General features: G+C 69.9%; 20 protein-coding genes and 1 tRNA gene. 15 read left to right on the top strand and 6 right to left on the bottom strand.

Annotation, left to right across the window (positions count from 1 at the left end):
* The coding region (locus VGJ14_15490; GenBank protein HEY2833832.1) for a hypothetical protein at positions 1-1,399 on the bottom strand (1,399 nt) is incomplete at its 3' end.
* A gap of 249 nt (positions 1,400-1,648) precedes the next feature.
* Here VGJ14_15490 and VGJ14_15485 point away from each other — a divergent pair.
* From VGJ14_15485 to VGJ14_15455, 7 genes are all read left to right on the top strand, one after another.
* Positions 1,649-2,623: an ATP-binding cassette domain-containing protein gene (locus VGJ14_15485; protein ID HEY2833831.1), complete on the top strand. Its 975-nt coding sequence runs from the start codon at positions 1,649-1,651 to the stop codon at positions 2,621-2,623.
* On the top strand, positions 2,623-3,405 hold the full coding sequence (locus VGJ14_15480; protein HEY2833830.1) for an ABC transporter permease: 783 nt from the start codon (positions 2,623-2,625) through the stop codon (positions 3,403-3,405). Before VGJ14_15485 ends, VGJ14_15480 begins: the two co-directional genes overlap by 1 nt.
* Positions 3,402-4,208: an ABC transporter permease gene (locus VGJ14_15475; GenBank protein HEY2833829.1), complete on the top strand. Its 807-nt coding sequence runs from the start codon at positions 3,402-3,404 to the stop codon at positions 4,206-4,208. Before VGJ14_15480 ends, VGJ14_15475 begins: the two co-directional genes overlap by 4 nt.
* Before the next feature lie 61 nt (positions 4,209-4,269).
* Complete coding sequence (locus tag VGJ14_15470; protein ID HEY2833828.1) at positions 4,270-4,605, top strand: hypothetical protein; 336 nt, start codon at positions 4,270-4,272, stop codon at positions 4,603-4,605.
* 147 nt (positions 4,606-4,752) lie between these two features.
* Positions 4,753-4,947, top strand: a complete 195-nt coding sequence (locus tag VGJ14_15465) for a DUF3046 domain-containing protein (GenBank protein HEY2833827.1) — start codon at positions 4,753-4,755, stop codon at positions 4,945-4,947.
* Positions 4,948-5,116: 169 nt separating this feature from the next.
* Positions 5,117-6,163 (top strand): recombinase RecA, encoded by a 1,047-nt coding sequence (recA, locus tag VGJ14_15460; protein ID HEY2833826.1) that lies wholly within the window; start codon positions 5,117-5,119, stop codon positions 6,161-6,163.
* A 6-nt stretch (positions 6,164-6,169) separates the two neighbouring features.
* A complete protein-coding gene (locus tag VGJ14_15455) occupies positions 6,170-6,769 on the top strand; it encodes a regulatory protein RecX (protein ID HEY2833825.1) in 600 nt (199 codons plus the stop codon).
* 7 nt (positions 6,770-6,776) lie between these two features.
* On the opposite strand, the gene VGJ14_15450 is transcribed toward VGJ14_15455, so the two are convergent.
* Positions 6,777-7,643 carry a glutamate ABC transporter substrate-binding protein gene (locus VGJ14_15450; protein ID HEY2833824.1) on the bottom strand — a complete coding sequence of 289 codons (867 nt, stop codon included), beginning with the start codon at positions 7,641-7,643 and terminating at the stop codon, positions 6,777-6,779.
* A gap of 50 nt (positions 7,644-7,693) precedes the next feature.
* Here VGJ14_15450 and miaB point away from each other — a divergent pair, with 50 nt between their 5' ends.
* The 3 genes from miaB to VGJ14_15435 all read left to right on the top strand — a co-directional run bounded on the left by miaB (position 7,694) and on the right by VGJ14_15435 (position 11,938).
* Positions 7,694-9,187 carry a tRNA (N6-isopentenyl adenosine(37)-C2)-methylthiotransferase MiaB gene (miaB, locus tag VGJ14_15445; protein HEY2833823.1) on the top strand — a complete coding sequence of 498 codons (1,494 nt, stop codon included), beginning with the start codon at positions 7,694-7,696 and terminating at the stop codon, positions 9,185-9,187.
* A gap of 97 nt (positions 9,188-9,284) precedes the next feature.
* Positions 9,285-10,154, top strand: a complete 870-nt coding sequence (locus VGJ14_15440) for a DUF427 domain-containing protein (protein HEY2833822.1) — start codon at positions 9,285-9,287, stop codon at positions 10,152-10,154.
* A 104-nt stretch (positions 10,155-10,258) separates the two neighbouring features.
* Positions 10,259-11,938 (top strand): MOSC and FAD-binding oxidoreductase domain-containing protein, encoded by a 1,680-nt coding sequence (locus VGJ14_15435; GenBank protein ID HEY2833821.1) that lies wholly within the window; start codon positions 10,259-10,261, stop codon positions 11,936-11,938.
* 108 nt (positions 11,939-12,046) lie between these two features.
* Here VGJ14_15435 and VGJ14_15430 read toward each other — a convergent pair whose 3' ends face one another.
* Positions 12,047-13,012, bottom strand: a complete 966-nt coding sequence (locus VGJ14_15430; GenBank protein HEY2833820.1) for a helix-turn-helix domain-containing protein — start codon at positions 13,010-13,012, stop codon at positions 12,047-12,049.
* 145 nt (positions 13,013-13,157) lie between these two features.
* Between VGJ14_15430 and VGJ14_15425 the strand changes: the two genes are divergently transcribed.
* A complete protein-coding gene (locus VGJ14_15425) occupies positions 13,158-14,204 on the top strand; it encodes an alpha/beta hydrolase (GenBank protein ID HEY2833819.1) in 1,047 nt (348 codons plus the stop codon).
* A 121-nt stretch (positions 14,205-14,325) separates the two neighbouring features.
* Here the strand turns inward: VGJ14_15425 and VGJ14_15420 are convergent, their stop codons facing one another.
* Positions 14,326-14,829 carry a DinB family protein gene (locus tag VGJ14_15420; protein HEY2833818.1) on the bottom strand — a complete coding sequence of 168 codons (504 nt, stop codon included), beginning with the start codon at positions 14,827-14,829 and terminating at the stop codon, positions 14,326-14,328.
* A 135-nt stretch (positions 14,830-14,964) separates the two neighbouring features.
* On the opposite strand from VGJ14_15420, the gene dnaG reads away from it, so the two are divergent.
* Together dnaG and rpoD are read left to right on the top strand one after the other, a co-directional pair.
* On the top strand, positions 14,965-16,848 hold the full coding sequence (gene dnaG / locus VGJ14_15415) for a DNA primase (GenBank protein HEY2833817.1): 1,884 nt from the start codon (positions 14,965-14,967) through the stop codon (positions 16,846-16,848).
* Between the two features lie 278 nt (positions 16,849-17,126).
* A complete protein-coding gene (gene rpoD / locus VGJ14_15410) occupies positions 17,127-18,335 on the top strand; it encodes an RNA polymerase sigma factor RpoD (GenBank protein ID HEY2833816.1) in 1,209 nt (402 codons plus the stop codon).
* A 15-nt stretch (positions 18,336-18,350) separates the two neighbouring features.
* Here the strand turns inward: rpoD and VGJ14_15405 are convergent, their stop codons facing one another.
* Positions 18,351-18,623 (bottom strand): hypothetical protein, encoded by a 273-nt coding sequence (locus VGJ14_15405; protein HEY2833815.1) that lies wholly within the window; start codon positions 18,621-18,623, stop codon positions 18,351-18,353.
* 177 nt (positions 18,624-18,800) lie between these two features.
* Here VGJ14_15405 and VGJ14_15400 point away from each other — a divergent pair.
* Positions 18,801-18,874, top strand: a tRNA-Asn gene (locus VGJ14_15400).
* Between the two features lie 58 nt (positions 18,875-18,932).
* On the opposite strand, the gene VGJ14_15395 is transcribed toward VGJ14_15400, so the two are convergent.
* A complete protein-coding gene (locus VGJ14_15395; protein HEY2833814.1) occupies positions 18,933-20,258 on the bottom strand; it encodes a peptide ligase PGM1-related protein in 1,326 nt (441 codons plus the stop codon).
* A 420-nt stretch (positions 20,259-20,678) separates the two neighbouring features.
* Between VGJ14_15395 and VGJ14_15390 the strand changes: the two genes are divergently transcribed.
* Positions 20,679-20,822 carry a hypothetical protein gene (locus tag VGJ14_15390; protein HEY2833813.1) on the top strand — a complete coding sequence of 48 codons (144 nt, stop codon included), beginning with the start codon at positions 20,679-20,681 and terminating at the stop codon, positions 20,820-20,822.
* Positions 20,823-20,827: the final 5 nt, after the last annotated feature.

Below are 20,827 nucleotides of genomic sequence, written 5' to 3'. Positions count from 1 at the left end.
CGGGCGTACTGCGCACCGTCGGGTCGGTCGCGGAGGTGGCCACCGTGGTCGGCGCGGTCTCGTGGCCGAGGCCGCCCAGGTTGTTCAGCAGGTTGACCAGTCCGCCATCGCCGCCGGAGCCGGGGGAGGCCGCGGGCTGGGGTTCCTGGTTGAGCACCTTTGCCGCGCCGCCGTCGCCGCCCGAGCCGTTGCCCTTGCCGGCGCCCGGAGCACCCTGCAGCACGGTGAGCAGGCCACCGTCACCACCGGTGGTGCCGGGGCCGCCGGTGGTCATGCCCACGTGGCCGCCGGTGAGCAGGGTGACCACGGAGCCGCTGCCGCCGGAGCCGTTCGGGCTGGAACCCTTGTTGTCCAGGAGCGAGACCACGTTGCCGCTGCCGCCGTTGGTCGGCACCTCGGTCCTGCGCAGCGGGCCGTTGATGAGGTTGATCAGGTTGCCGTCGCCGCCGTGGCCGGTGCCCTGCTGGCCGCCGTCGCCACCGTCGCCGATTTTGAGCAGTCGGCCGTCACCGCCCGGGCCGGGGCCGTGGCCGGGGCCCGCGTCGCCGCCGGGCCCGCCGTTGCCGAGCGCCAGCAGGCCGTGCGGGAACAGTCCCTCGTCGTCGACCCGCATCGCGCCGCCGGGGCGGCCGTTGCCGAGGTCGATCAGGTGGCCGTCGCGGACGGACGGGCCCACGGCGTTGATCAGCGCGATCAGCCCGCCGTTACCGCCGTTGGCGCTGTCGTCGATGCCACCGGGCGCGCCGTTGCCCAGCTCGAGCAGCGACCCGTTGCCGCCGGCGTTCCGAGCGCCACCCGCGGGTGTGCCGTTGCCGAACGCGAGCAGCGCGTGGTCATTGGGCCCACCGGGCGCGTCGGCACGCATCTGTACGTGCCCGCCGCCGTTGCCGCCGTTGCCGACCGCGATCACGCTGCCGTGCGAGGAGTTGTCACCGCCGGTACCGAGGTTGATCGCGCTGTTGCGGGCGCCGTCGCCGATGAGCACCAGGCCGAGCACGTTGATGCCGTGCCCGGCGGTGGTCATGCTGGTCGAGGTCGAGTGACCGCCGATGCCGATCGGGGTGCCGTTCCCGCCCGAGCCAAGGCCCTGGCTGTGCCCGGCCGGCCCCAGGTTCAGCAGCGTGCCGTTGCCACCGGCTCCTGGCTCGTTCGAGCTAGCACCCGCGCCGAGCAGGCCACCGTGGCCGGCCGGATTGCCCTGCCCCGGCTGGGCCAGCTCCAGCAGGTTGGGAGCACCCGCGGCAATCGCCGCGGAGGCTGGATTCAGTCCGGCGGCCTGGAGCAGGACGACGCCGGCTCCGGTTGCGCAGGCCAGCGTCGCCGCACGAACGGCCGGCGCCATGACCGCCCGTGGTGCCCGATGGCGTCCGCTCGGCGCCCACACAGATCGCACCCGCATGAAGTCTCCCCAGTCCCTCGGTATGTGCCGGCGGCGTCAGGAAAGCCGCTGGCGGCAACGAAATCTACCGCTTTCTGGCCAAGTGTCCGTATCGGCACGAATTCGCCCGATTTCCCGGCGATATACGAGCAACTGACGTACACACACGTTGCGGCTGCTACTCAAGTGACTCCCGGGAAAGTCCTCGGCAGGGGACGCGCCCGGGATGTCGCCGGCCGAATTCGGGTGATCCGCATTACCGTGCGGGACATGCGGGGGGCGGAGCCGAGCATCGACGGTGGTAGCGGGGCCGCGGTGCCCCCGGGTGCCCCGACCGCGCTGGTGCATGCCCGCGGCCTGCAGAAGAAGTACGGGGAATTCACCGCCGTCGACGGGGTGGACTTTGACGTCTCTCGCGGACAGGCATTCGGCTTTCTGGGGCCCAACGGCGCGGGCAAGAGCTCGACGATGCGGATGATCCAGTGCGTCTCCCCACCCAGCGCCGGAGAACTGTCGGTGCTCGGCATGGACCCGGCCACCGCCGGCCCGCGCATCCGCGCACGGCTCGGCGTGGTGCCGCAGGAGGACACCCTCGACGCGGAACTGACGGTGCGGGAGAACCTGCTCGTCTACGCGCGCTACTTCGGTATGAGCTGGGCCGCGGCCCGGGCCCGCGCCGGTGAACTGTTGGAGTTCGTGCAACTGGCGGACAAGGTCGATGCCCGGGTCCAAACGCTCTCCGGCGGCATGAAGCGCCGGCTGACGATCGCCCGGTCGTTGGTGAACTCCCCGGACCTGCTGCTGCTGGACGAACCCACCACCGGGCTGGATCCGCAGGCCCGACACGTGGTCTGGGACCGGTTGTTCCGGTTGAAGGCGCAGGGCGTCACGTTGGTGTTGACCACGCACTACATGGACGAGGCCGAGCAGTTGTGCGACCGCTTGGTGGTGATGGACACCGGGCGGATCGTCGCCGAGGGCTCCCCGCGGGAACTCATCGAGCGGTACAGCACCCGCGAGGTCGTGGAGCTGCGTTACCCGCCGGGGGTGCCCGCGCCGCGCTGGGACGCCGATGCGGCGCGGGTGGAGGCATTGGCCGACCGGTTGCTGGTGTACACCGACCACGGGGACGCGGTGGCCGCCAGTGCGGCGCGCCGCGACCCGGCGCCGCTCGGCGTGCTGGTGCGTCGCTCGAGCCTGGAGGACGTCTTCCTGCGGTTGACCGGCCGCACGTTGGTGGACTGATGGCCGTCACCACCACGCCCGCGCGGCGCGCGTTGGACTACTGGCTGATCGCACACAAGCACTGGTGGCGGCTGGCGGTGGTCACCGGATTGTTGACCCCCGCGCTGTACCTGGGCGCGATGGGCGTGGGGCTGGGTGGGCTGGTGGACCACGGCACCGGCGCGCGCCACCTCGGTGGGCAGAGCTACCTGCAGTTCCTCACGCCGGGGCTGCTGGCCGCCACCGCCATGCAGACGGCGATGTCGGAGAGCACCTGGCCGATCGGTAATGCCGTGCGGTGGAACCGCAGTTACATCGCGATGGCCGCCACCCCGCTGCGGCCGGCGGACATGATGCTGGGTCAGTTGTTGTTCGTGGTGGTCCGCGTGGGCATGGGGTCGGCGCTGTTCTTCGTCGTCGCCGCGGCGTTCGGCGCGTGGTCCTCGCCGTGGGCGCTGGCCTGTTGGCCGGCCGCGATCCTGTGCGGGCTGGCGCACGCCGCGCCCGCCTCGGCCTTCTCCGTGGGCCGTACGCACGACCACGCCTACGTGGCCCTCTATCGGTTCTTCGTGATGCCGATGTTCCTGTTCTCCGGGGTGTTCTTCCCGGTCTCCCAGTTGCCGATCGGGATACGACCGCTCGCCTGGTGCACGCCGCTGTGGCACGGCGTGGCGCTGTGTCGGGATCTGGCCGCGGGGCACTCCGGGCTCGCTGACTACGGGCATTTGGCGATGCTCACGGCATGGCTGATGGTCGGCGCGTGGTTGGCCGCTCGCGAGCACCAGAAGGCGTTGGCCCGATGAGCGCGCCGTCGGTGCTGCCGGGCAGCGTCGCGCGGGTGCCGCGGTTCGGCGCGCGGCATGTGTTCGAGCGCAATGTGCTCAGCCAGCGCCGGCAGTGGTTGGCGGTGGTGTCGGGATTCTTCGAGCCGCTGTTCTATCTGCTGTCGTTGACCGTCGGAGTCTCCCGGTTGGTCGGGCCGCTGCCCGGCCCGGACGGGCGGCCGATCTCATATCAGGCGTTCGTGGCGCCGGCCATGCTGGCCGCCTCGGCGATGAACGGCGCGATCACCGACGGCTCGTTCAACTTCTACATGAAGTTGCGCCACGCCAAGGTGTTCCACGCCATCCGGGCCACGCCCATCGGGCCGTTGGACATCGCGCTCGCCGAGGTGGCCTCGTCGATGGCGCGCGGCGGGGGCTACGCGGTGGCGTTTCTCGCGATCATGGGCGGGATGGGTCTGCTGGACTCCTGGTGGGCGGTGCTCGCGCTGCCCGCGGCGCTGCTGGTGGGGTTGGCGTTCGCGGCGATCGCGATTGCCGCGACCACCTTCGTCACCCAGTGGGTGCAGTTGGAGTGGGTGATGCTGTTGCAGCTGCCCATCTTCCTGTTCTCCGGCACCTTCTATCCGCTGTCGCGTTATTCGGAGTCGGTGCGTCCGCTGGTCGAGATCAGTCCGCTGTATCACGGGGTGGCGCTGCTGCGGGGCCTGACCACGGGTGCGGTCGGGCCGGGATTGTGGTGGCACGTGGTGGCCCTGTTCGGCTTCGGCGCGCTCGGTTTGGTGGTCGCGGCGCGTCGGCTGTCCCGGATCCTGGTGGACTGATCACCCGGTACCATGGCGGCGGCCGGGGGACCGATCCGGTCGTCGATGCGAGGAGTGGGTCGTGACAAGCAAGCAGTCAAAGACGTCGCGTGCGTCAGTCCGCGCCGGTGCCGGCGGTGGCGCCGCCGGTGGTATCAGCGCGCTGGGCGAGGTCAAGTTCGTGATCCCGCTGAACCGCGGCCGCAACGCCTACATCCGCAACATCACCACCGGACAGACACCGAACCTGAAGACCGACTCCGACGCGTTCGTCGAGCAGATCCGGCTGCTCGCCGCGGCCGGCCACGGCGGCAAGATTCGCGTCGAGCTGGAGCAGTTGGCCGCCGCCATGCCGGAGGACGGCTGGGCCGCCACGCTGAAGCGGCTGGAGGACGCCGAGGTCTTCACGACGGCGTAACCCTCCCTCGAGAGCCCCGGTCCACCTGTGGTCGGGGCTTCTTGCTGTTCAGGTGCGGCGGCGGCCTGGCGCGGTGGTAACCCAGCACACGGTACGTGTCCGGAAGCCTCGGCATTTCGGGAGACGGCGCACCGTAGGTTGGGCGCCGTGCGGTTGACGGACTTCTGGGGGCGGATGGCCGCGGTGTTCGGTGAGGCCTACGCGCGTTCCTTGGCCAGTGACTTCGTGTTGGCCGAACTGGGCGGGCGCACCGTGGTCCAGGCGCTGGACGCGGGGGAGGACGCCAAGATCGTGTGGCGCGCGGTGTGTGAGGCGATGGAGGTGCCTGCCGCGCAACGCTGACGCCGCACCCGGCGTGGCGCATGGCGTCGAACGCCTGTTCGAGTTAGCGTTGGTCGTGCCTGGTTGTACACAGGCGCCGCGGGTGGACCGAAATTGTCGGACCCCCCGCCTAGCGTCCGCGACGACAACCAGGCGCACCGCGCTTCCGACGACCCGAACAGGTGGGGACATGGCTCCGACGGCAGACCGCGACAAGGCTCTTGAGAACGCGCTGGCGCAGATCGACCGCCAGTTCGGTAAGGGCTCTGTGATGCGTCTGGGTGACGACGTGCGCGCTCCGGTCGAGGTGATCCCCACCGGGTCCATCGCGCTGGACGTGGCCCTGGGCATCGGTGGTCTGCCGCGCGGGCGGGTCGTCGAGATCTACGGCCCGGAGTCCTCCGGTAAGACCACGGTGGCGCTGCACGCGGTGGCCAGCGCGCAGCGCGCGGGCGGGGTGGCCGCGTTCATCGACGCCGAGCACGCGCTGGACCCGGAGTACGCCAAGAAGCTGGGGGTGGACACCGACTCGCTGCTGGTCTCCCAGCCGGACACCGGTGAGCAGGCGTTGGAGATCGCGGACATGCTGATCCGCTCCGGTGCGGTCGACGTCATCGTGATCGACTCGGTCGCCGCGCTGGTGCCCCGCGCCGAGATCGAGGGCGAGATGGGCGACAGTCACGTCGGTCTGCAAGCGCGGCTGATGAGCCAGGCCCTGCGCAAGATCACCGGTGCGCTGAGCAACACCAACACCACCGCGATCTTCATCAACCAGTTGCGCGAAAAAATCGGTGTGATGTTCGGCTCGCCCGAAACCACGACCGGTGGTCGGGCGCTGAAGTTCTACGCCTCGGTGCGGTTGGACGTGCGGCGCATCGAGACACTCAAGGACGGCTCGGACCCGGTCGGTTCGCGCACCCGGGTGAAGGTCGTGAAGAACAAGATGGCCGCGCCGTTCAAGCAGGCCGAGTTCGACATGATCTACGGGCAGGGCATCAGCCGCGAGGGTGGCCTGATCGACATGGGTGTCGAGCAGGGCTTCGTGCGCAAGTCCGGGGCTTGGTACACCTACGAGGGCGACCAGTTGGGCCAGGGCAAGGAGAACGCCCGCAGCTTCCTGCGGGACAACCCCGACCTGGCCGATGAGATCGAGAAGAAGATCAAGGAGAAGCTCGGCATCGGGGCTCGGCTCGACCGTGAGGCCGCGCCCGAGGACGCCACGCCGACCGACTTCTGACGCACCGTGGCTGGACACAGCCGGGCGCGGCCGACCCAGGCGCGCCCGGCAGACAGCGAGAACCGCGCGCCGGTGGATCCGGCGGAACGGGCCAAGGACATCTGTCTGCGCTTATTGACGGATGGTCCGCGCACCGCAGCGCAATTGACGACGGCCATGTCCCGGCGCGGGATCGAACCCGAGGTGGCCGAGGCCGTGCTGGCTCGGCTGACCGACATCGGGCTGATCGACGACGCGGCCTTCGCCACCGCTTGGGTGACCAGCCGGCACGCCGGCCGGGGCCTGGCCCGCCGGGCCCTGGCCCACGAGTTGCGCAGCCGCGGGGTGGCCGATCCGGTGGTGGAGGAGGCGGTCGCCGAGCTGGACCCGGAGCGGGAGGCCACCACCGCGCGGGAGCTGGCCGCGCGGCGGTTGGCCGCCACCCGCGGGTTGGACACCACCGTGCGGTTTCGGCGTACCGCGGCGTTGCTGGCCCGTAAGGGGTACTCCTCGCAGCTGTCCTATCGGGTGATCCGGGAGGCGCTGGAGGCGGAAACCGACGCGGCGTGCTCGGGCGAGCGGGGTGCGGTGTTGGCGGCGGCCGAGGCGGCAGTCGTCGACGACTGAGACCCCGTCAGCACGTGGGGTCGACGACGGGCTTGAGCGGAGTGGGCACGCCCGCCTTGCCCAGGGTCTGCTTGAAGGCCTTGATCCAGCTGCCGTCGGCGAAGATCTGGACCAGGGCTTGGCGCAGGGCAGCGCAGGTCGCGCTGTCGCCGCGCTTGAAGCCGATGCCGTAGCGCTCGGTGCTGAACGGCGCGCCGACCACCTTGAGCTGCTCCGGTTGGCTCGAGGCATACCCGAGCAGGATCGCGCCGTCGGTGGTCACCGCATCCACCGCCTTGTTCAGCAACTGCGTCACGCACTCGGTGTAGGTGGCGAACGGCGCGGGCTTCGCGCCGTATTTCTGCTGCATGGTCTTGAGCGACGGGGACCCGGTCATCGCGCAGACCTTCTTGCCCTTCAGCGCCGCCGGCCCGGAAATAGAATCGTCGTCCTTGCGGACCAGTAGTTGCTGCCCGGTGACCAGATACGGACCGGCCTGGCCGACCATGGCGCGACGGGCGTCGGTGATCGAGTACGAGGCGATGACCAGATCCACGGCGCCGGTGATCAGCGACGTTTCCCGGTTGCTCGGCACAATCTCCCTGAACTCGATGTCGTATTCCTTCACCCCGAGTCTGCCGGCGATCAGGTTGGCGATCTCGACGTCGAAGCCGGAGAACAGGCCGGTGGTCGGGTCCTTCACGCCGATGCCGGGCTGGTTGAACTCCACCCCGACCACCAGCTTGCTGCCCTGTTGAATCCGGGCCATCAGGCTCGCCGCGGCGGCCGCGGACGCGCGGGCCTTCGCGCTGTCCGAGGTGTGAAACCCGCAGGCGGTGACGGTCAGGGCCACCGCGACGGTGGCGGCGCCCACGCGCAGGCGGCGCATCCTCATCAGCACTCCGAGCACGCTACCCGCCCGGCTCCGCCCCGTACGCTGGGCGGGTGCCCCGCTCCGCCTACACCGCCCCGCCCGGACATTCCTCGTCCGGCGGTTCGTCGCGTACCTACCAGGTCCGCACCTACGGCTGCCAGATGAATGTGCACGACTCCGAGCGGCTGGCGGGCTCGCTGGAGGCGGCCGGCTACGCGCGGGCGGCCGAGGGCAGCGTCGCCGACGTCGTGGTGTTCAACACCTGCGCGGTGCGGGAGAACGCGGACAATCGTCTCTACGGCAACCTCGGGCACGTCGCGTCGGTGAAGGCCGCGCACCCCGGCATGCAGATCGCCGTCGGGGGGTGCCTGGCGCAGAAGGACCGCGCGGAGATCGTGCGCCGCGCGCCGTACGTGGACGTGGTGTTCGGTACGCACAACGTCGGCTCGCTGCCGGTGCTGCTGGAGCGCGCCCGGGTGGCGGCCGAGGCACAGGTCGAGATCCTGGAATCCCTCGAGGTTTTCCCCTCGACCTTGCCGACGCGTCGGGACAGCGCCTACGCGGCCTGGGTGGCGATCTCGGTCGGCTGCAACAACACCTGCACGTTCTGCATCGTCCCGTCGCTGCGCGGCACCGAGAAGGACCGGCGCCCCGGCGACATCCTCGCCGAGATCGAGGCGCTGGTCGCCGAGGGCGTACTCGAGGTGACCCTGCTCGGGCAGAACGTGAACTCCTACGGCGTGGAGTTCGGCGACCGGCACGGGTTCGGAAGGCTGCTGCGCGCTTGCGGGGAGATCGAGGGTCTGGAGCGGGTCCGGTTCACCTCGCCGCATCCGGCGTTCTTCACCGACGATGTCATCGAGGCGATGGCGGCGACGCCCAACGTGATGCCGCAACTGCACATGCCGTTGCAGTCCGGCTCGGACGCGATGCTGCGCGCCATGCGGCGCTCGTACCGGGCGGACAAGTACCTGGGCATCATCGACCGGGTGCGCGCGGCCATGCCGGACGCGGCGATCACCACCGACATCATCGTCGGCTTCCCCGGCGAGACCGAGGCGGACTTCGCGGCCACGCTGGACGTGGTGTCCGCGGCCCGGTTCGCCTCGGCGTTCACCTTCCAGTACTCCAAGCGGCCGGGCACACCCGCCGCGGACCTGCCCGACCAGATCCCGGCCGAGGTGGTCACCGAGCGATACGGACGACTGGTCGCGTTGCTCGAGGAGATCTCCTGGGCCGAGGCGAAGAAGCAGGTCGGCCGCGAGGTCGAGGTGCTCGTGGCCACCGGCGAGGGCCGCAAGGACAACGCCACCCGGCGGCTGTCCGGTCGCGCCCGGGACAACCGTCTGGTGCACTTCGCGCCCAACCGCGACGCCCCGGACCCCCGCCCGGGAGATGTGGTCACCGCCACCGTCACCTACGCCGCCCCGCACCACCTGGTCGCCGACGGGCCGGTGTCGGCCCCGCGCCGCACCCGCGGTGGGGATGCGTGGCAGGCCGCGCAGGCCGGCCCCGCCGAGCCGATGCCCGGGGTGCTACTCGGAATGCCCGCCCGGCACGCCTGAATCCACAACCGCCATCGCAGTTAGCGCTTCGTAATGTGATCACTGCGTCGTGGCCCGCGCGGCTGGGTACTCTCCGCCGCGACGAAGGGAGACGGCGGTGGGTCTGTCGTGGCAACAGGGTCCGTTGGGCAAGGGGCCGGTGGGCCGCTTCCTGGTGCCCGAGCCGCTGCCGGAGCGGCTGTTGTACGCCGAACCGCTGCGCCGTCGCATGCGGGTGCGCCACGGCGGGGAGTGGATCGCGGACAGCGAGGACGTGCTGCTGCTGCACGAACCGGGGCGGTACCCGGTCGCCTACTTCCCGATCGGCGATGTCGCGGACGGGACGCTGCACCCGGTGGACACCGTCACCACGCACAGGGACCTCGGGTCCACCGGCTGGTTCACCGTGGAGGCCGGCGGGTTGACCGCGGCCCGCGGGGCCTGGCAGCACACCGATCCACCGCTCTACGCGAAGGAATTCAGCGACCGGGTCGCGTTCGCGTGGCGCGCCATCGATGCGTTCTACGAGGAAGAGGAGCGCATCGTCGGGCATGCCGCTGATGCGTACCACCGGATCGACATCCGATCCACCACGCGACATCTGGTGGCCCGGGTCGGCGACCGGGTGGTGGCGGACAGCGGAGCGCCGTTGGTGCTCTACGAATCGGGCTTCGCGCCGCGCTGGTATGTGCCGCGGGCGGACATCGATCAGTCCGCGTTGAGCCCGGTGGACGGCCAGACCTTCTGTCCCTACAAGGGACTCGCCTCCTATTTCGACGTCGCCGGAGTGTCCCGCGGCGCCTGGGGCTACGCCGATGCGTGGCCGGAGGTGGGCCGGATCAGTGGCCTGGTCTCCTTCGAGCCGGACAAGCTCACCGTGCTGCTCGACGGGAGGGTGCTCGAGCCCGAACCGGGTCAGCAGGTCAGTCCGCACGGGGTGGACCGCGGGCTGGACGTCGACGAGGTCGCGCCCACCAGGCGGACCTGATGAGCCATCAGATGTATTTCCGGATCGAGGTGGTTACTGATCCGGACGGCAACACCTGGACGCTGTCGGAACGCGGATACGCCGCCGGGGCACACTGACCCGACATGGCTGTCCTTCTCTCGCTCAACGTCGGGATGCCCGTCGAGGTGGACTGGCGCGGGCGCACCGTGCGCACCGGCATCGTCAAGGACCCGGTGCCCGGCCCGCGGTTCGTGCACCGGTTGCACATCGACGGTGACGGGGTGGCCGACACCGCCGGGCACGGCGGACCCAACCGGGCGGCGCTGGTCTACCAGGCCGGGTCCTACGACTACTGGCGCACGCACTTCGGACGCGACGACATCGCCTTCGGCGCGCTCGGCGAGAACTTCACCGTCGACGGACTGGCCGACGACGCGGTGTGCATCGGCGACCGATTCCGCATCGGGCAGGCGGAATTCGAGGTCAGCCAGCCGCGGGTGACCTGCTTTCGGGCCGGCATCCGCATCGGCGAACCGCAGATGGCCGCGCTGCTGGTCGCGCACCACCGGCCCGGGTTCTACCTGCGGGTGCTGCGCGAGGGGCAGGTCGAGGCCGGCGACGAGATCGTGCAGATCGAGGGCGGCCCGGAACACATGACAGTTGCCGAGATCGACGCATTGCTCTATCTGCCCGACAAGCCGGTGGAGCAGCTGCGTCGGGCGCTACGCATCCCCGCGCTCAGTGTCGGCTGGCAGGGCTCGTTTCGGGATTTGCTCGATGCCGCCGAGAAACCGACGGTCGTTTCGCCGGGGTGGGCGGGCTTTCGCCGGTTGCGGATAGCCCGCGTGGTCGCGGAGAGCGCGTCGATCGTGTCGCTGCACCTGCAGGCCGAGGACGGCGCGGCGCTGCCCGCGGCGCGGCCCGGCCAGTATTTGACGCTGCGGGTGCTCGGCGCCGGGGAGCCTGCCCCGGTGCGCAACTACTCGCTGTCCTCCATGCCCGGCGCAGCCCAGTACCGGATCAGCGTCAAGCGCGAGGAGCACGGGCTGATCAGCCGCTACCTGCACACCGCGGTGCGGCCGGGGGATTGGCTGGACGCCGCCGCACCACGCGGCGAGTTCGTGCTCACCGAGGCCGCCAACCCGGTGCTGCTGATCTCCGCCGGAGTGGGCGTCACCCCGGTGCTGGCCATGCTGCACGCGCTGGCCGGCACGGAGCGTGAGGTGTGGTGGCTGCACGCCGCGCGTCGGCCGGAGGAGCAGGCGTTCGCGGGCGAGGCACACGAGGCGCTCGCGAAGCTGTCCCGCGCCCACGAGCACGTCTTCTACAGCGCGGAGCACCGACGCATGGACGCCGCGGCGTTGAAGGAACTCGGTCTGCCGGCCGGCGCGACCGCCTATGTGTGCGGCCCGGCCCCGTTCATGGCCGATGTCCGGTCGGCGCTCGCGGACCTCGGAATCGACGACGTGCACACCGAGTTGTTCGGCGCGCTCGACGCGATCACCCCGGGGGTCGTGGGCGAACAGCGCGTGCCACCCCACCCGCCCCCCGGGCCGGTTGGCCCCGGGCCGGAGGTGACCTTCGCGCGCAGCGGACTCACCGTCCCGTTCGACCCAATTCGTTCCCCCACCGTGCTCGAACTCGCCGAGGCCTGCGACATCTCCGTGCGTTGGTCGTGCCGTACGGGGGTGTGCCACCTGTGCGTTACCCCGCTGCTGTCCGGGTCGGTCAGTTACCGGCCGACGCCGCTGGAGCCCCCGCCGGCCGGGTCGGTGCTGATCTGCTGCGCCCGCCCGGAGTCCGAACTCGTCCTGGATGCCTGAGCCGGGAGGCCCGCATGACCCCGGACGACCGGCGCTACCCGGCAGAGCACGCCCGGGTCCGACCGACCGGCCCGGACACCGTGCGCATCGGCATCACCGACCCCGCGGCTAGGAATCCGTCCGCACCTGCGAACGATGAGTGAACGCTTCCCGGTAGGCAGACGGGGTGGTCCCGGTAGCGGAACGGAAATGGCGTCGCAGCGCCGTCCCGTTGTGCATGCCACAGTCTTCGGCCACCTGGTCGACGCTGCGGTCGGTGCACTCAAGTAGTCGCCGCGCGTGCAGGATCCTTTGGTCCAGTAGCCACTGCACCGGCGTGGTACTGGTCTCGTTACGGAACCGGCGGGTGAAAGATCGCCGACTCATGCCGGCGTGCGTCGCCATCCGGTCGAGGCTGAGGTCCTGATCCAGGTGGTCCAGCATCCACGCTTGGGTCGCGGCAAGTGGATCGATCGAGAGCGCCGGGACCGGAGCCTCGATGTATTGGGCCTGCCCGCCCGGACGATGCGGCGCGGAGACCACATAGCGCGCGCAGCGGTTCGCGACTTCCGCGCCATGGTCAGAGCGAACGATATGCAGGCACAGATCGATCCCTGCGGCGAGGCCCGCCGAGGTGAGCACCTGGCCATCGTCGATGAAGAGCACTTCAGGCTGGACGTCGATTGCCGGGTATCGGGCCGCCAGCTCATCGGAATAGAGCCAGTGCGTGGTCGCGCGACGGCCGTCGAGGAGGCCGGCGGCGGCCAGGACGAAGGCCCCGGTGCACAGCGATACCAGGCGGGCGCCGCGGGAGTACGCAGCGCGTAACGCGTCGCGGACATCCGGACGAATGTCGACGGCGACGGGTGCGGTGCCGGCCAGGATTATCACGTCTGCCGAGGTGAGGATCTCGAGGCCGTGCTCGGTGTGCACGATGAGGCCCTCGCACGTGCGCACCTTGTGTCCGGGGCTGCACACGGCGAGTTCGTACCGCGCGGCGAGCTCCGCGGTCGGCGCACCGAAGACCTGCCCGGGGACGCCCAGGTTGAACGGGACGACGTTCTCGAGCGCTACGACGACCACCAGCGCTGGCATGGCCCGAAGTGTATGCATATCGACCCTCGGGCCACTAGTGAGCAGCTCCCGGCTCGGGGATTCTCATCGCACTCACCATCACCGGCCCGCCCCCACTGTCGGTGACCGGAGTAATCACTGAGGAGAACGAATCGTGATGCGAAATATGTCCCTGCTGGCTGCCGCGTGCGCCACTGCGACCCTGTTCGCGGTGACCCCGGCGGTCGCCGCGCCCGGCGTCGCCGCTCAGCAATCCGGCATTGTCGAGCTCCCCATCTCGTTCGATGTCGCCAATACCAACACCAGCAAGTTGTCCTGTCACAGCGACGGCAGTAACTACACGGTCAAGGGCACTCTGGTCGCACCGCAGGCCGCATTGAAAAGCGGCAAGGCAGCGATGCTGTACCTCCACGCGGTGACCTGGGGCGCCTATTACTGGCAGTTCAAGGGTGTCACTGGATACGACTACGCCCGTCAGATGGCAGAACTGGGCCATGTGTCGGTGGCGGTCGATCGCCTCGGCTATGGCGCCAGCGGCAAGCCGGCCGGCCTTGACACCTGCTTCGGCTCCGAGGCCGACGTCGCCCACCAGATGGTCGAAGCCCTGCGCGCCGGCAGCTACCGGCTGGACGGCGCAAAGCCGACGGCGTTCAAGAAGGTCTTCGTCGGCGGCGCGTCCGTCGGCGGGCTGACCACCCACATTCTCGCGTACTCATTCCACGACATCGACGGCGTGTTCAACGAGAGTTGGGGCGATGGCGTGGGGACGCCGTTTACCGCGTCTGAGGTCAGCGACGTTTACCACCGCTGCGCCCAGGGAGGCGACGCGGGAGCGCCGGCGGACTATGCGGCCTTCTTCAAGAATTCGCGTGACAAATTCTATTTCAACAGTGCCGAGCAGGCGGTGCGCACAGCGGTCCCGCCCCTCAACCCAGACCCGTGTGGGCAATTGGAGTCGATCCCGGCCGGCATCGCTGCCGACTACCAGCACCTCGGTGAGATCGACGTTCCGGTGCTGGTGATGTTCGGTGACGCCGACGCGGTCTTCGGGCCGCACCCGCTGGCTATCGACCAGATGGCCGATCGTTACACCGGCAGCCCCGAGGTCACGAAGTCCGTCATTCCGGCGGCGTCGCACTATCCGCTGGTTGAAGCCGCGCACTTGCAGGTCGTGCACGACGTGGACGCGTGGCTGACGAGAAACGGCGGCTGATCGGCGCTGCGTGCCGAATTGGGCGCGGTGCCCTTGCTGAGGAAGCATCGCGCCCGATTTCCGCTGGTCGGAGGGACCGGATCGGCCGGCGCAGACGGCGGGCCCGGGCCGAGGGGGCGCGTCAGCCCATGGTTTTCTGCCCGTCGATGGCCTCGCGGACGATGTCGGCGTGCCCGGCGTGCTGGGCGGTCTCCGCGATCACGTGCAGTAGCACCCGCCGCGCCGTCCAGCGGGTGCCCTCGGGCCACCACGGAGTGACCGGCAGCGGGCCGTCCGCATTGAGGTCGGACAATCCGGCCACCACGTCGTCGGTGTGCGCGGCGGTCTCGGCGTACTCCGCGAGCAGGCCCTCGAGGGTCTCGCCGGGCTCCATCCGGAAGCTCGCGGCGTGCGCGGCGTAAGCCTCGGCGTCGAAGGAGCCGAAGGCCACCGGGCCACGCTCCAGGAAGTCCGTCCAGCGCCGCTCCATCCGGGTGACGTGCTTGATCACCCCGCCCACGCACAGCTCACTGACCGTGCTGCGCGTCGCGGCCTGCTCGTCGGTCAGGCCGTTCGCGGTGTGCCGCAGTAGCGTCCGGTGGTGCGCCAGCGTGGCCAGCAGATCGTCGCGCTCACGAGATGTCATGGCACCGAAGCTACCGCCGCCGACACGCCATCTTCGGGCCGGTGAGACACGCATCGCGGGCCCGCGATAGGTGCCTACACGGCCCCAAGATGCGTGTCGGGCGGGACGGTGGGCGGGCAACCGTAGGATCCAGGCGTGGCGGGCCGCATCAAGGACGAGGACATTGCGCTGGTCCGGGAGCGCTCGGCGATCGCCGACGTGGTCGGCGCCCGGGTCGGGCTGCGCAACGCGGGCGGCGGGTCGCTGAAGGGCCTGTGCCCGTTCCATGACGAGAAGACCCCGTCGTTCAACGTCAACCCCACCCGCGGCTACTTCCACTGCTTCGGCTGTGGCGAGGGCGGGGACGTCATCGACTTCGTGATGAAGACCGATCACCTCTCCTTCGCCGAGGCCATCGAACGCCTCGCAGGGAAGGCGGGCATCACGCTGCGCTACGAGGAGGGCGGCTCCGCGCCGCGGCAATCCACCGGCAGCCGTACCCGGCTGGTCGAGGCGCACGGCGCCGCCGCGGAGTTCTACGCCGAGCAACTGCTCACCGCCGGCGAGGCGGCGCCCGCCCGCGCGTTCCTGCAGCAGCGCGGCTTCGACACCGAGATTTCCTCGACCTTCGGCTGCGGCTTCGCCCCGCGCACCTGGGACACGTTGGTCAAGCATTTGCGGGGACGTCGGTTCACCGACGAGGAACTGGTCAACGCCGGCCTGGCCCGGCAGGGCCCGCGCGGCCTGCTCGACCGGTTCATGGGCCGGCTGTTGTGGCCCATTCACGACGTCACCGGCGACATCGTGGGCTTCGGGGCGCGTCGGCTTTTCGACGACGACAAGATCGAGGCGAAATACGTCAACACACCGGAGACCCCGATCTACAAGAAGAGCCAACTGCTCTACGGCCTGGAGCGGGCCAAGAAGGAGGTCAAACGCCGCGGGCAGGCCGTGATTGTCGAGGGCTACACGGATGTGATGGCCTGTCACGCCGCCGGCGTGCCCACCGCGGTGGCCACCTGCGGCACCGCGTTCGGGGTCGAGCACGTCAAGGTGCTACGCCGGTTGCTGATGGACGCCAGCGAGTTCCGCGGTGAGGTGATCTTCACCTTCGACGGCGACGAGGCCGGGCAGAAGGCCGCCCGCAAGGCCCACGACGAACAGGACGAACGGTTCATCATGCAGACCTTCGTCGCGGTCGAACCCGACGGTCTGGACCCCTGCGATCTGCGGCTGCGTTCGGGCGACGAGGCGGTGCGCGATCTGATCGCGCGGCGGGTGCCGTTGTTCGAGTTCGCCATCCGGGGCGTGGTGGACCGGCACGACATCGAGTCGGCCGAGGGTCGGGTGGCCGCGCTGCACGCCGCGGCGCCCGTGGTGATCAAGATTCGCGACCGCGCGCTGCGTCACGAGTACGGCCGTCGGCTGGCCGGGTGGCTGGGCATGGACGTCGACGCGGTGTTCGCCGTGTTGGCCCAAGCCGCCCGTCGCGGCGGCAACAGCGGCGAGGCCGCCCCCGCAGCGCCGCCGGCCAAACGCGATACCGGCGTGGCCCGCCCCGACCCGCGGGATCCAGCGCTGATGGTCGAGCGCGAGGCGCTCAAACTGGGCCTGCAGTACCCGCAACTACTCGGGCCGCGCTTCGACGTATTGGAACCTGACGCGTTCCGTGCTCCCGCCCACGCCGCAGTGCACGCCGCGTTGGTCGCGGCCGGTGGCACTGTGGCCGGTGGGGCGGGCGAGGAGTGGGTGGGCCGGGTACGGGAGCACGCCGGGGACGAGGTGGTGCGCGGATTGGTGGCCGAACTGGCCGTGGACCCGCCGCATTCCCCGGAGGAACCAAACCGGCGTTATGCGGCCGAACTCCTCGCCGCGATTCAGGTCGCGGCGGTTGGTCGGGAGATCGAGGCGCTGTCGGGTCGGCTGCAGCGCATCAACCCGGTGGAGCGGCCCGAGGAGCACACCAAACTGTTCGGCGAACTGGTCGCCCTCGAACAATTCCGACACGGTCTGCGGGAACGGCTCATCGAGGGTTTGTGAGTTCTGCACACCCGTTGCGGGCGACCTGATTCGGGGTCAGTTAGCCGTTCTCACCCATACAAGATCCAGTTGTATCTGATGGCGCAGTCCTTGCTCGGACGCACCGGACCCATCCTCCCAAATCGGGTCGCGCCGGACCCTGTCTTTCGTCAACTCCCGGCGCCGGGAGTGCCCTCGACCACACACTGAAACCCGTCAAGCTCGTTCACACGCATCACGGTGGTCACCGCAGCTGTGAACAAGCCCGGGAAGCACATCAACGCAGCTAAGGGGTGGTCGTGGCTCGCGTCACGTCGTCTCGCACGGCCGGTCTCGCCGCGGTGTCCGACGCGGCCGTCCCGGCCCCTGCGGTTGCGACACCGGGCGAAGCTGCGGCCGAGGTGTGCCCCGTCGAGACCCGCGAGCGGCCGCTGCTGCCGGCGCCGGGTGGACCGATCGTCCTGACCGAGACCGTCGAGGTCGAGGTCGAGGTCGAGGTCGAGGAAACCACCGCCGCCGAGCCGTCCTCCGGCGAGCTGGCCGAGGCCGAGGCCGAGGCGGAGGACGAGCCGCTGCCCGCGGTCGCGGAGTCCTCGGCGCCGGCCACCGACCTGGTCCGCCATTACCTGCGCGAGATCGGGCGGGTGCCGCTGCTGACCGCAGTGCAGGAGGTCGAACTGGCCCGGCGCATCGAGGCCGGCGTGTTCGCCGCGGAGAAGCTGGCCGTCGACCCGAACCTGTCGGTCACCCTGCGCGCCGAGCTCGGCATCATCGAGCGTGACGGTATCCGCGCCAAGCGGCAACTGATCGAGGCCAACCTGCGGCTGGTCGTGTCCATCGCCAAGCGTTACGCCGGCCGCGGCCTGCCGTTCTTGGACCTGGTCCAGGAGGGCAACCTGGGGCTGATCCGCGCGGTGGAGAAGTTCGACTACTCCAAGGGCTACAAGTTCTCCACCTACGCGACGTGGTGGATCCGCCAGGCGGTGACCCGTGCGTTGGCCGACCAGGCGCGAACCATCCGGGTGCCGGTGCACGTGGTCGAAATGATCAACAAGATCATCCGGCTGCAGCGGGTGCTGCATCAGGAGACCGGCCGCGAGCCGACCCCGGGGGAGATCGGTCTGCGGCTGGACCTGAGCACCGAGCGGGTGCTGGAGGCGTTGCGCTACGCGCAGGACCCGGTCTCGCTGCACACCCCGATCGGGGAGAGCGAGGACTCCGAACTCGGCGACCTCATCGAGGACTGCGAGGCCGCCTCACCGGCCGACGCCGCGTCGGTGTCCATGCTTCGCTCGGACCTGGAGTCGATCCTGGAGACGCTGGGCGAGCGGGAGAAGCGCGTGGTCAAGATGCGCTACGGCCTGCACGACGGCAACCCGCACACGCTGGAGGAGGTCGGCCAGATCTTCGGCGTCACCCGCGAGCGGGTGCGGCAGATCGAGGCCAACACGCTGGCCAAACTGCGCCACCGGCCCGCGGCCGCGGAACTGCGCGAATACCTGGCCTAACGGCCGCCGGGGCGGTCAGGGCCGCATCGGTGAGGACTCACGACCGTTGTGGTACATCTCGTGAACGTCATCGGAGTGACTGCCCGGCATCCAGTCCGGCGCCTTGTCCTTGGCGGTGTTCAGCAGCTTGCCACCAGTGGCGCCGGCGGTGTCCATCGCCGTGTGGGCGGCCTGGCTGTCGCGCATCTTGCAGGCCATCGACTTGATCTTCTCGTAGTGGGCGCGGCCGCCGCGTGCACCGAGCACGTAGCCGGTCGCGACGCCGGTCAGAAAGATGTAGCGACGCATCCGTACTCCTCGGGTCGAGTTGCTTGACTAACTCGTACCCGAGCGCGGGGCGAACACGCGTCCGCGGTGTGTCGCGCGTGATTGTTGTCGCGTGTCAACCGGCGGGATTTCCGCGGGTCGGGACCGGCTCGTGCGCTACTGTGTGCGTCGGTCCGGGGGCGTCAGCCCTGGTGACGGTCCCGCGTAGCTCAATTCGGCAGAGCGTCCGGCTGTTAACCGGCAGGTTACAGGTTCAAGTCCTGTCGCGGGAGCATCTAAAGCGGCGTCTTCGCAGGTCAGCGGGGGCGCCGCGGTCGTTTCTTGGGTGGTTCAGCCGCCCACCGCGTGCACGGCTTTCACGTAGAGCTGTGCTGCCTGCTCGGGCGAGCGGCCGATGGCGGTCATCCCGAACCGGCCGTCCACGGCAAGGCCGGACAGCATGTGCAGCACGATGCCCGTGCCGCGGTCGTGATCGAATTCCAGGCCTGCCGCCGCGACGGCGGCGATGACACCGGCGGCCGGGCGGTTGCGCCAGGCCGGGTCCATCAGGTTGTCCGTCGAGCAGTAGGCACGGTTGCTGCCGTCGGCGGCGACCCAGCGCCCCGCCGGCGCGTCGTAGCGGCCGGGCACCAGGCTGCGCAGCGCGCAGTAGGGGTGGGTGGTGCCGCCCTTGCGCAGGTTGATCTCCAGCGCCAGCACCGTCCAGTGGCCGGCCGCGTCGCGCGCCGCGACGAAGTCCACGCCGACCCGCCCGACGACGCCGCAGGCGGCGAGCTCCTCGGCGGCCGCGCGGGCGTGCGCGGCGATCTGCGCGGCATACGCGTCGTCGGCCGGGAATCTGCAGCCCTTGTAGACCTGGCCATTGTCCCCGCCAAGCACCTGCTCGTGGGTGGCGAGCACGACAACGTGTCCCGAGGGCTCGATGTCCACCTGCGCGCTGGGGCTGGCGAACGCGTCGCCGACAATCAGCTCTTCGACAATGCCGCCGCCGCGCGCAAGATCCGCGAGATACCAACTGGGCAACGCCGTGAGCCGGTCGCGCAGTTGCTCGTCCGGCAACATAGGGGCAGTCAGATCGACGATCACGTTGCCGTCTCCCGCGCCGCTGTCGTCGTGTTTGATCACCACCGACTGAAGGCCGGGTCGTCCCGAGCGGATGACCTCCATTGCGGCGAGCACATCGTCGATGCTGCGCACACCCTCGACACCGAGCGGGGTCGGCACACCGACCTTGCGGAACAGGCGCCGGCCCGCGCTCTTGAAGCCCAGGCGCCGCAGGCTTGGCGCCGTGCCGTAGATCGGGGCACCCAACGCCAGGGCCACCTCGACCTCGGCGTCGGTGACGTTCCACGGCTCGATGAACACCGGAAGACCGCCGACGCTCGTGCGCAACTGCTCGATCAGGTCCGGGCGATCCAGCAACTTGGCGGCGACCGGACGTGCGGTGTCGTCCGGCACGGCGAGCACGCGGAGCCTGTTCCACGCCGTGCCCCGTTGCTCAGGCAGCAGCAGAGACGCGTAGTAGCGCAGCACATCCGGCTCCGGCGGCGCGCACGTGACGAACACCAGGTGGCACGACTCGATGCGGCCGAGCACCAACGCCGCGAGCAGGTACCGGTGCTCCAGCGCGGCGATGTGTTCGGCGTAGTGCGCCAACAACGAGTCGCCGACGCTGTAGGAGGGCAGGACCACCAGCACGTGCTCGACCCCGGAGCCAGGCCCATTGGCCGCCAGCGCCGTTCCCAACGAAGCCTGGAGCTCCTCGAAACTCGCGTCCGCCACCCGCGCCACCACCTCGACGAGGAAGAAGGTGCCACCATTCTGGACTGAGAACCGGACGCATCGCCGTGCCGCTCTTGCCGTGGCCGCAGGCTGCCACGCGCCACGCGATCGGCAGGAAACGTTCCCGCGGGAACGTCCGGACACTGTTCGGTACTAGCCATACCGCTCTCGAGCAGGCTGCGGTTCGGACCGTTTTCTGGCCAACGGCTGCCGCAGTCGCGGCGCGGTGTTGACGGCGCCGAAATGACGGGCTGCGCCCGGTCCGGCATCACCACCCGCCACTACGCTCGGCCGATGATCGGCGGGGACAGCACCGTGGCCAACCGGCTCGACCGGGCGCGCCAGGCGGCCCGTGCCGGCACGGTGGAACCGATCTGGCACGACCATCCCGAAGGGATCGACCGCGAGAAAGGGAGGAGCCGCACAGCAGGGGTCTGACGTGC

This window comes from Sporichthyaceae bacterium (assembly GCA_036493475.1).
Lineage (GTDB): Bacteria > Actinomycetota > Actinomycetes > Sporichthyales > Sporichthyaceae > DASQPJ01.
This window is presented reverse-complemented; position numbering and strand designations above follow the sequence as displayed.

Coding starts and splice junctions, on each gene's coding strand:
- VGJ14_15485 (HEY2833831.1), top strand. CDS start 1,649: ATGCGGGGGGCGGAGCCGAGCATCGACGGTGGTAGCGGGGCCGCGGTG.
- VGJ14_15480 (HEY2833830.1), top strand. CDS start 2,623: ATGGCCGTCACCACCACGCCCGCGCGGCGCGCGTTGGACTACTGGCTG.
- VGJ14_15450 (HEY2833824.1), bottom strand. CDS start 7,643: ATGAGGATGCGCCGCCTGCGCGTGGGCGCCGCCACCGTCGCGGTGGCC.
- VGJ14_15430 (HEY2833820.1), bottom strand. CDS start 13,012: ATGCCAGCGCTGGTGGTCGTCGTAGCGCTCGAGAACGTCGTCCCGTTC.
- VGJ14_15475 (HEY2833829.1), top strand. CDS start 3,402: ATGAGCGCGCCGTCGGTGCTGCCGGGCAGCGTCGCGCGGGTGCCGCGG.
- VGJ14_15425 (HEY2833819.1), top strand. CDS start 13,158: ATGTCCCTGCTGGCTGCCGCGTGCGCCACTGCGACCCTGTTCGCGGTG.
- VGJ14_15420 (HEY2833818.1), bottom strand. CDS start 14,829: ATGACATCTCGTGAGCGCGACGATCTGCTGGCCACGCTGGCGCACCAC.
- VGJ14_15405 (HEY2833815.1), bottom strand. CDS start 18,623: ATGCGTCGCTACATCTTTCTGACCGGCGTCGCGACCGGCTACGTGCTC.
- recA (HEY2833826.1), top strand. CDS start 5,117: ATGGCTCCGACGGCAGACCGCGACAAGGCTCTTGAGAACGCGCTGGCG.
- VGJ14_15390 (HEY2833813.1), top strand. CDS start 20,679: ATGATCGGCGGGGACAGCACCGTGGCCAACCGGCTCGACCGGGCGCGC.
- VGJ14_15435 (HEY2833821.1), top strand. CDS start 10,259: ATGGCTGTCCTTCTCTCGCTCAACGTCGGGATGCCCGTCGAGGTGGAC.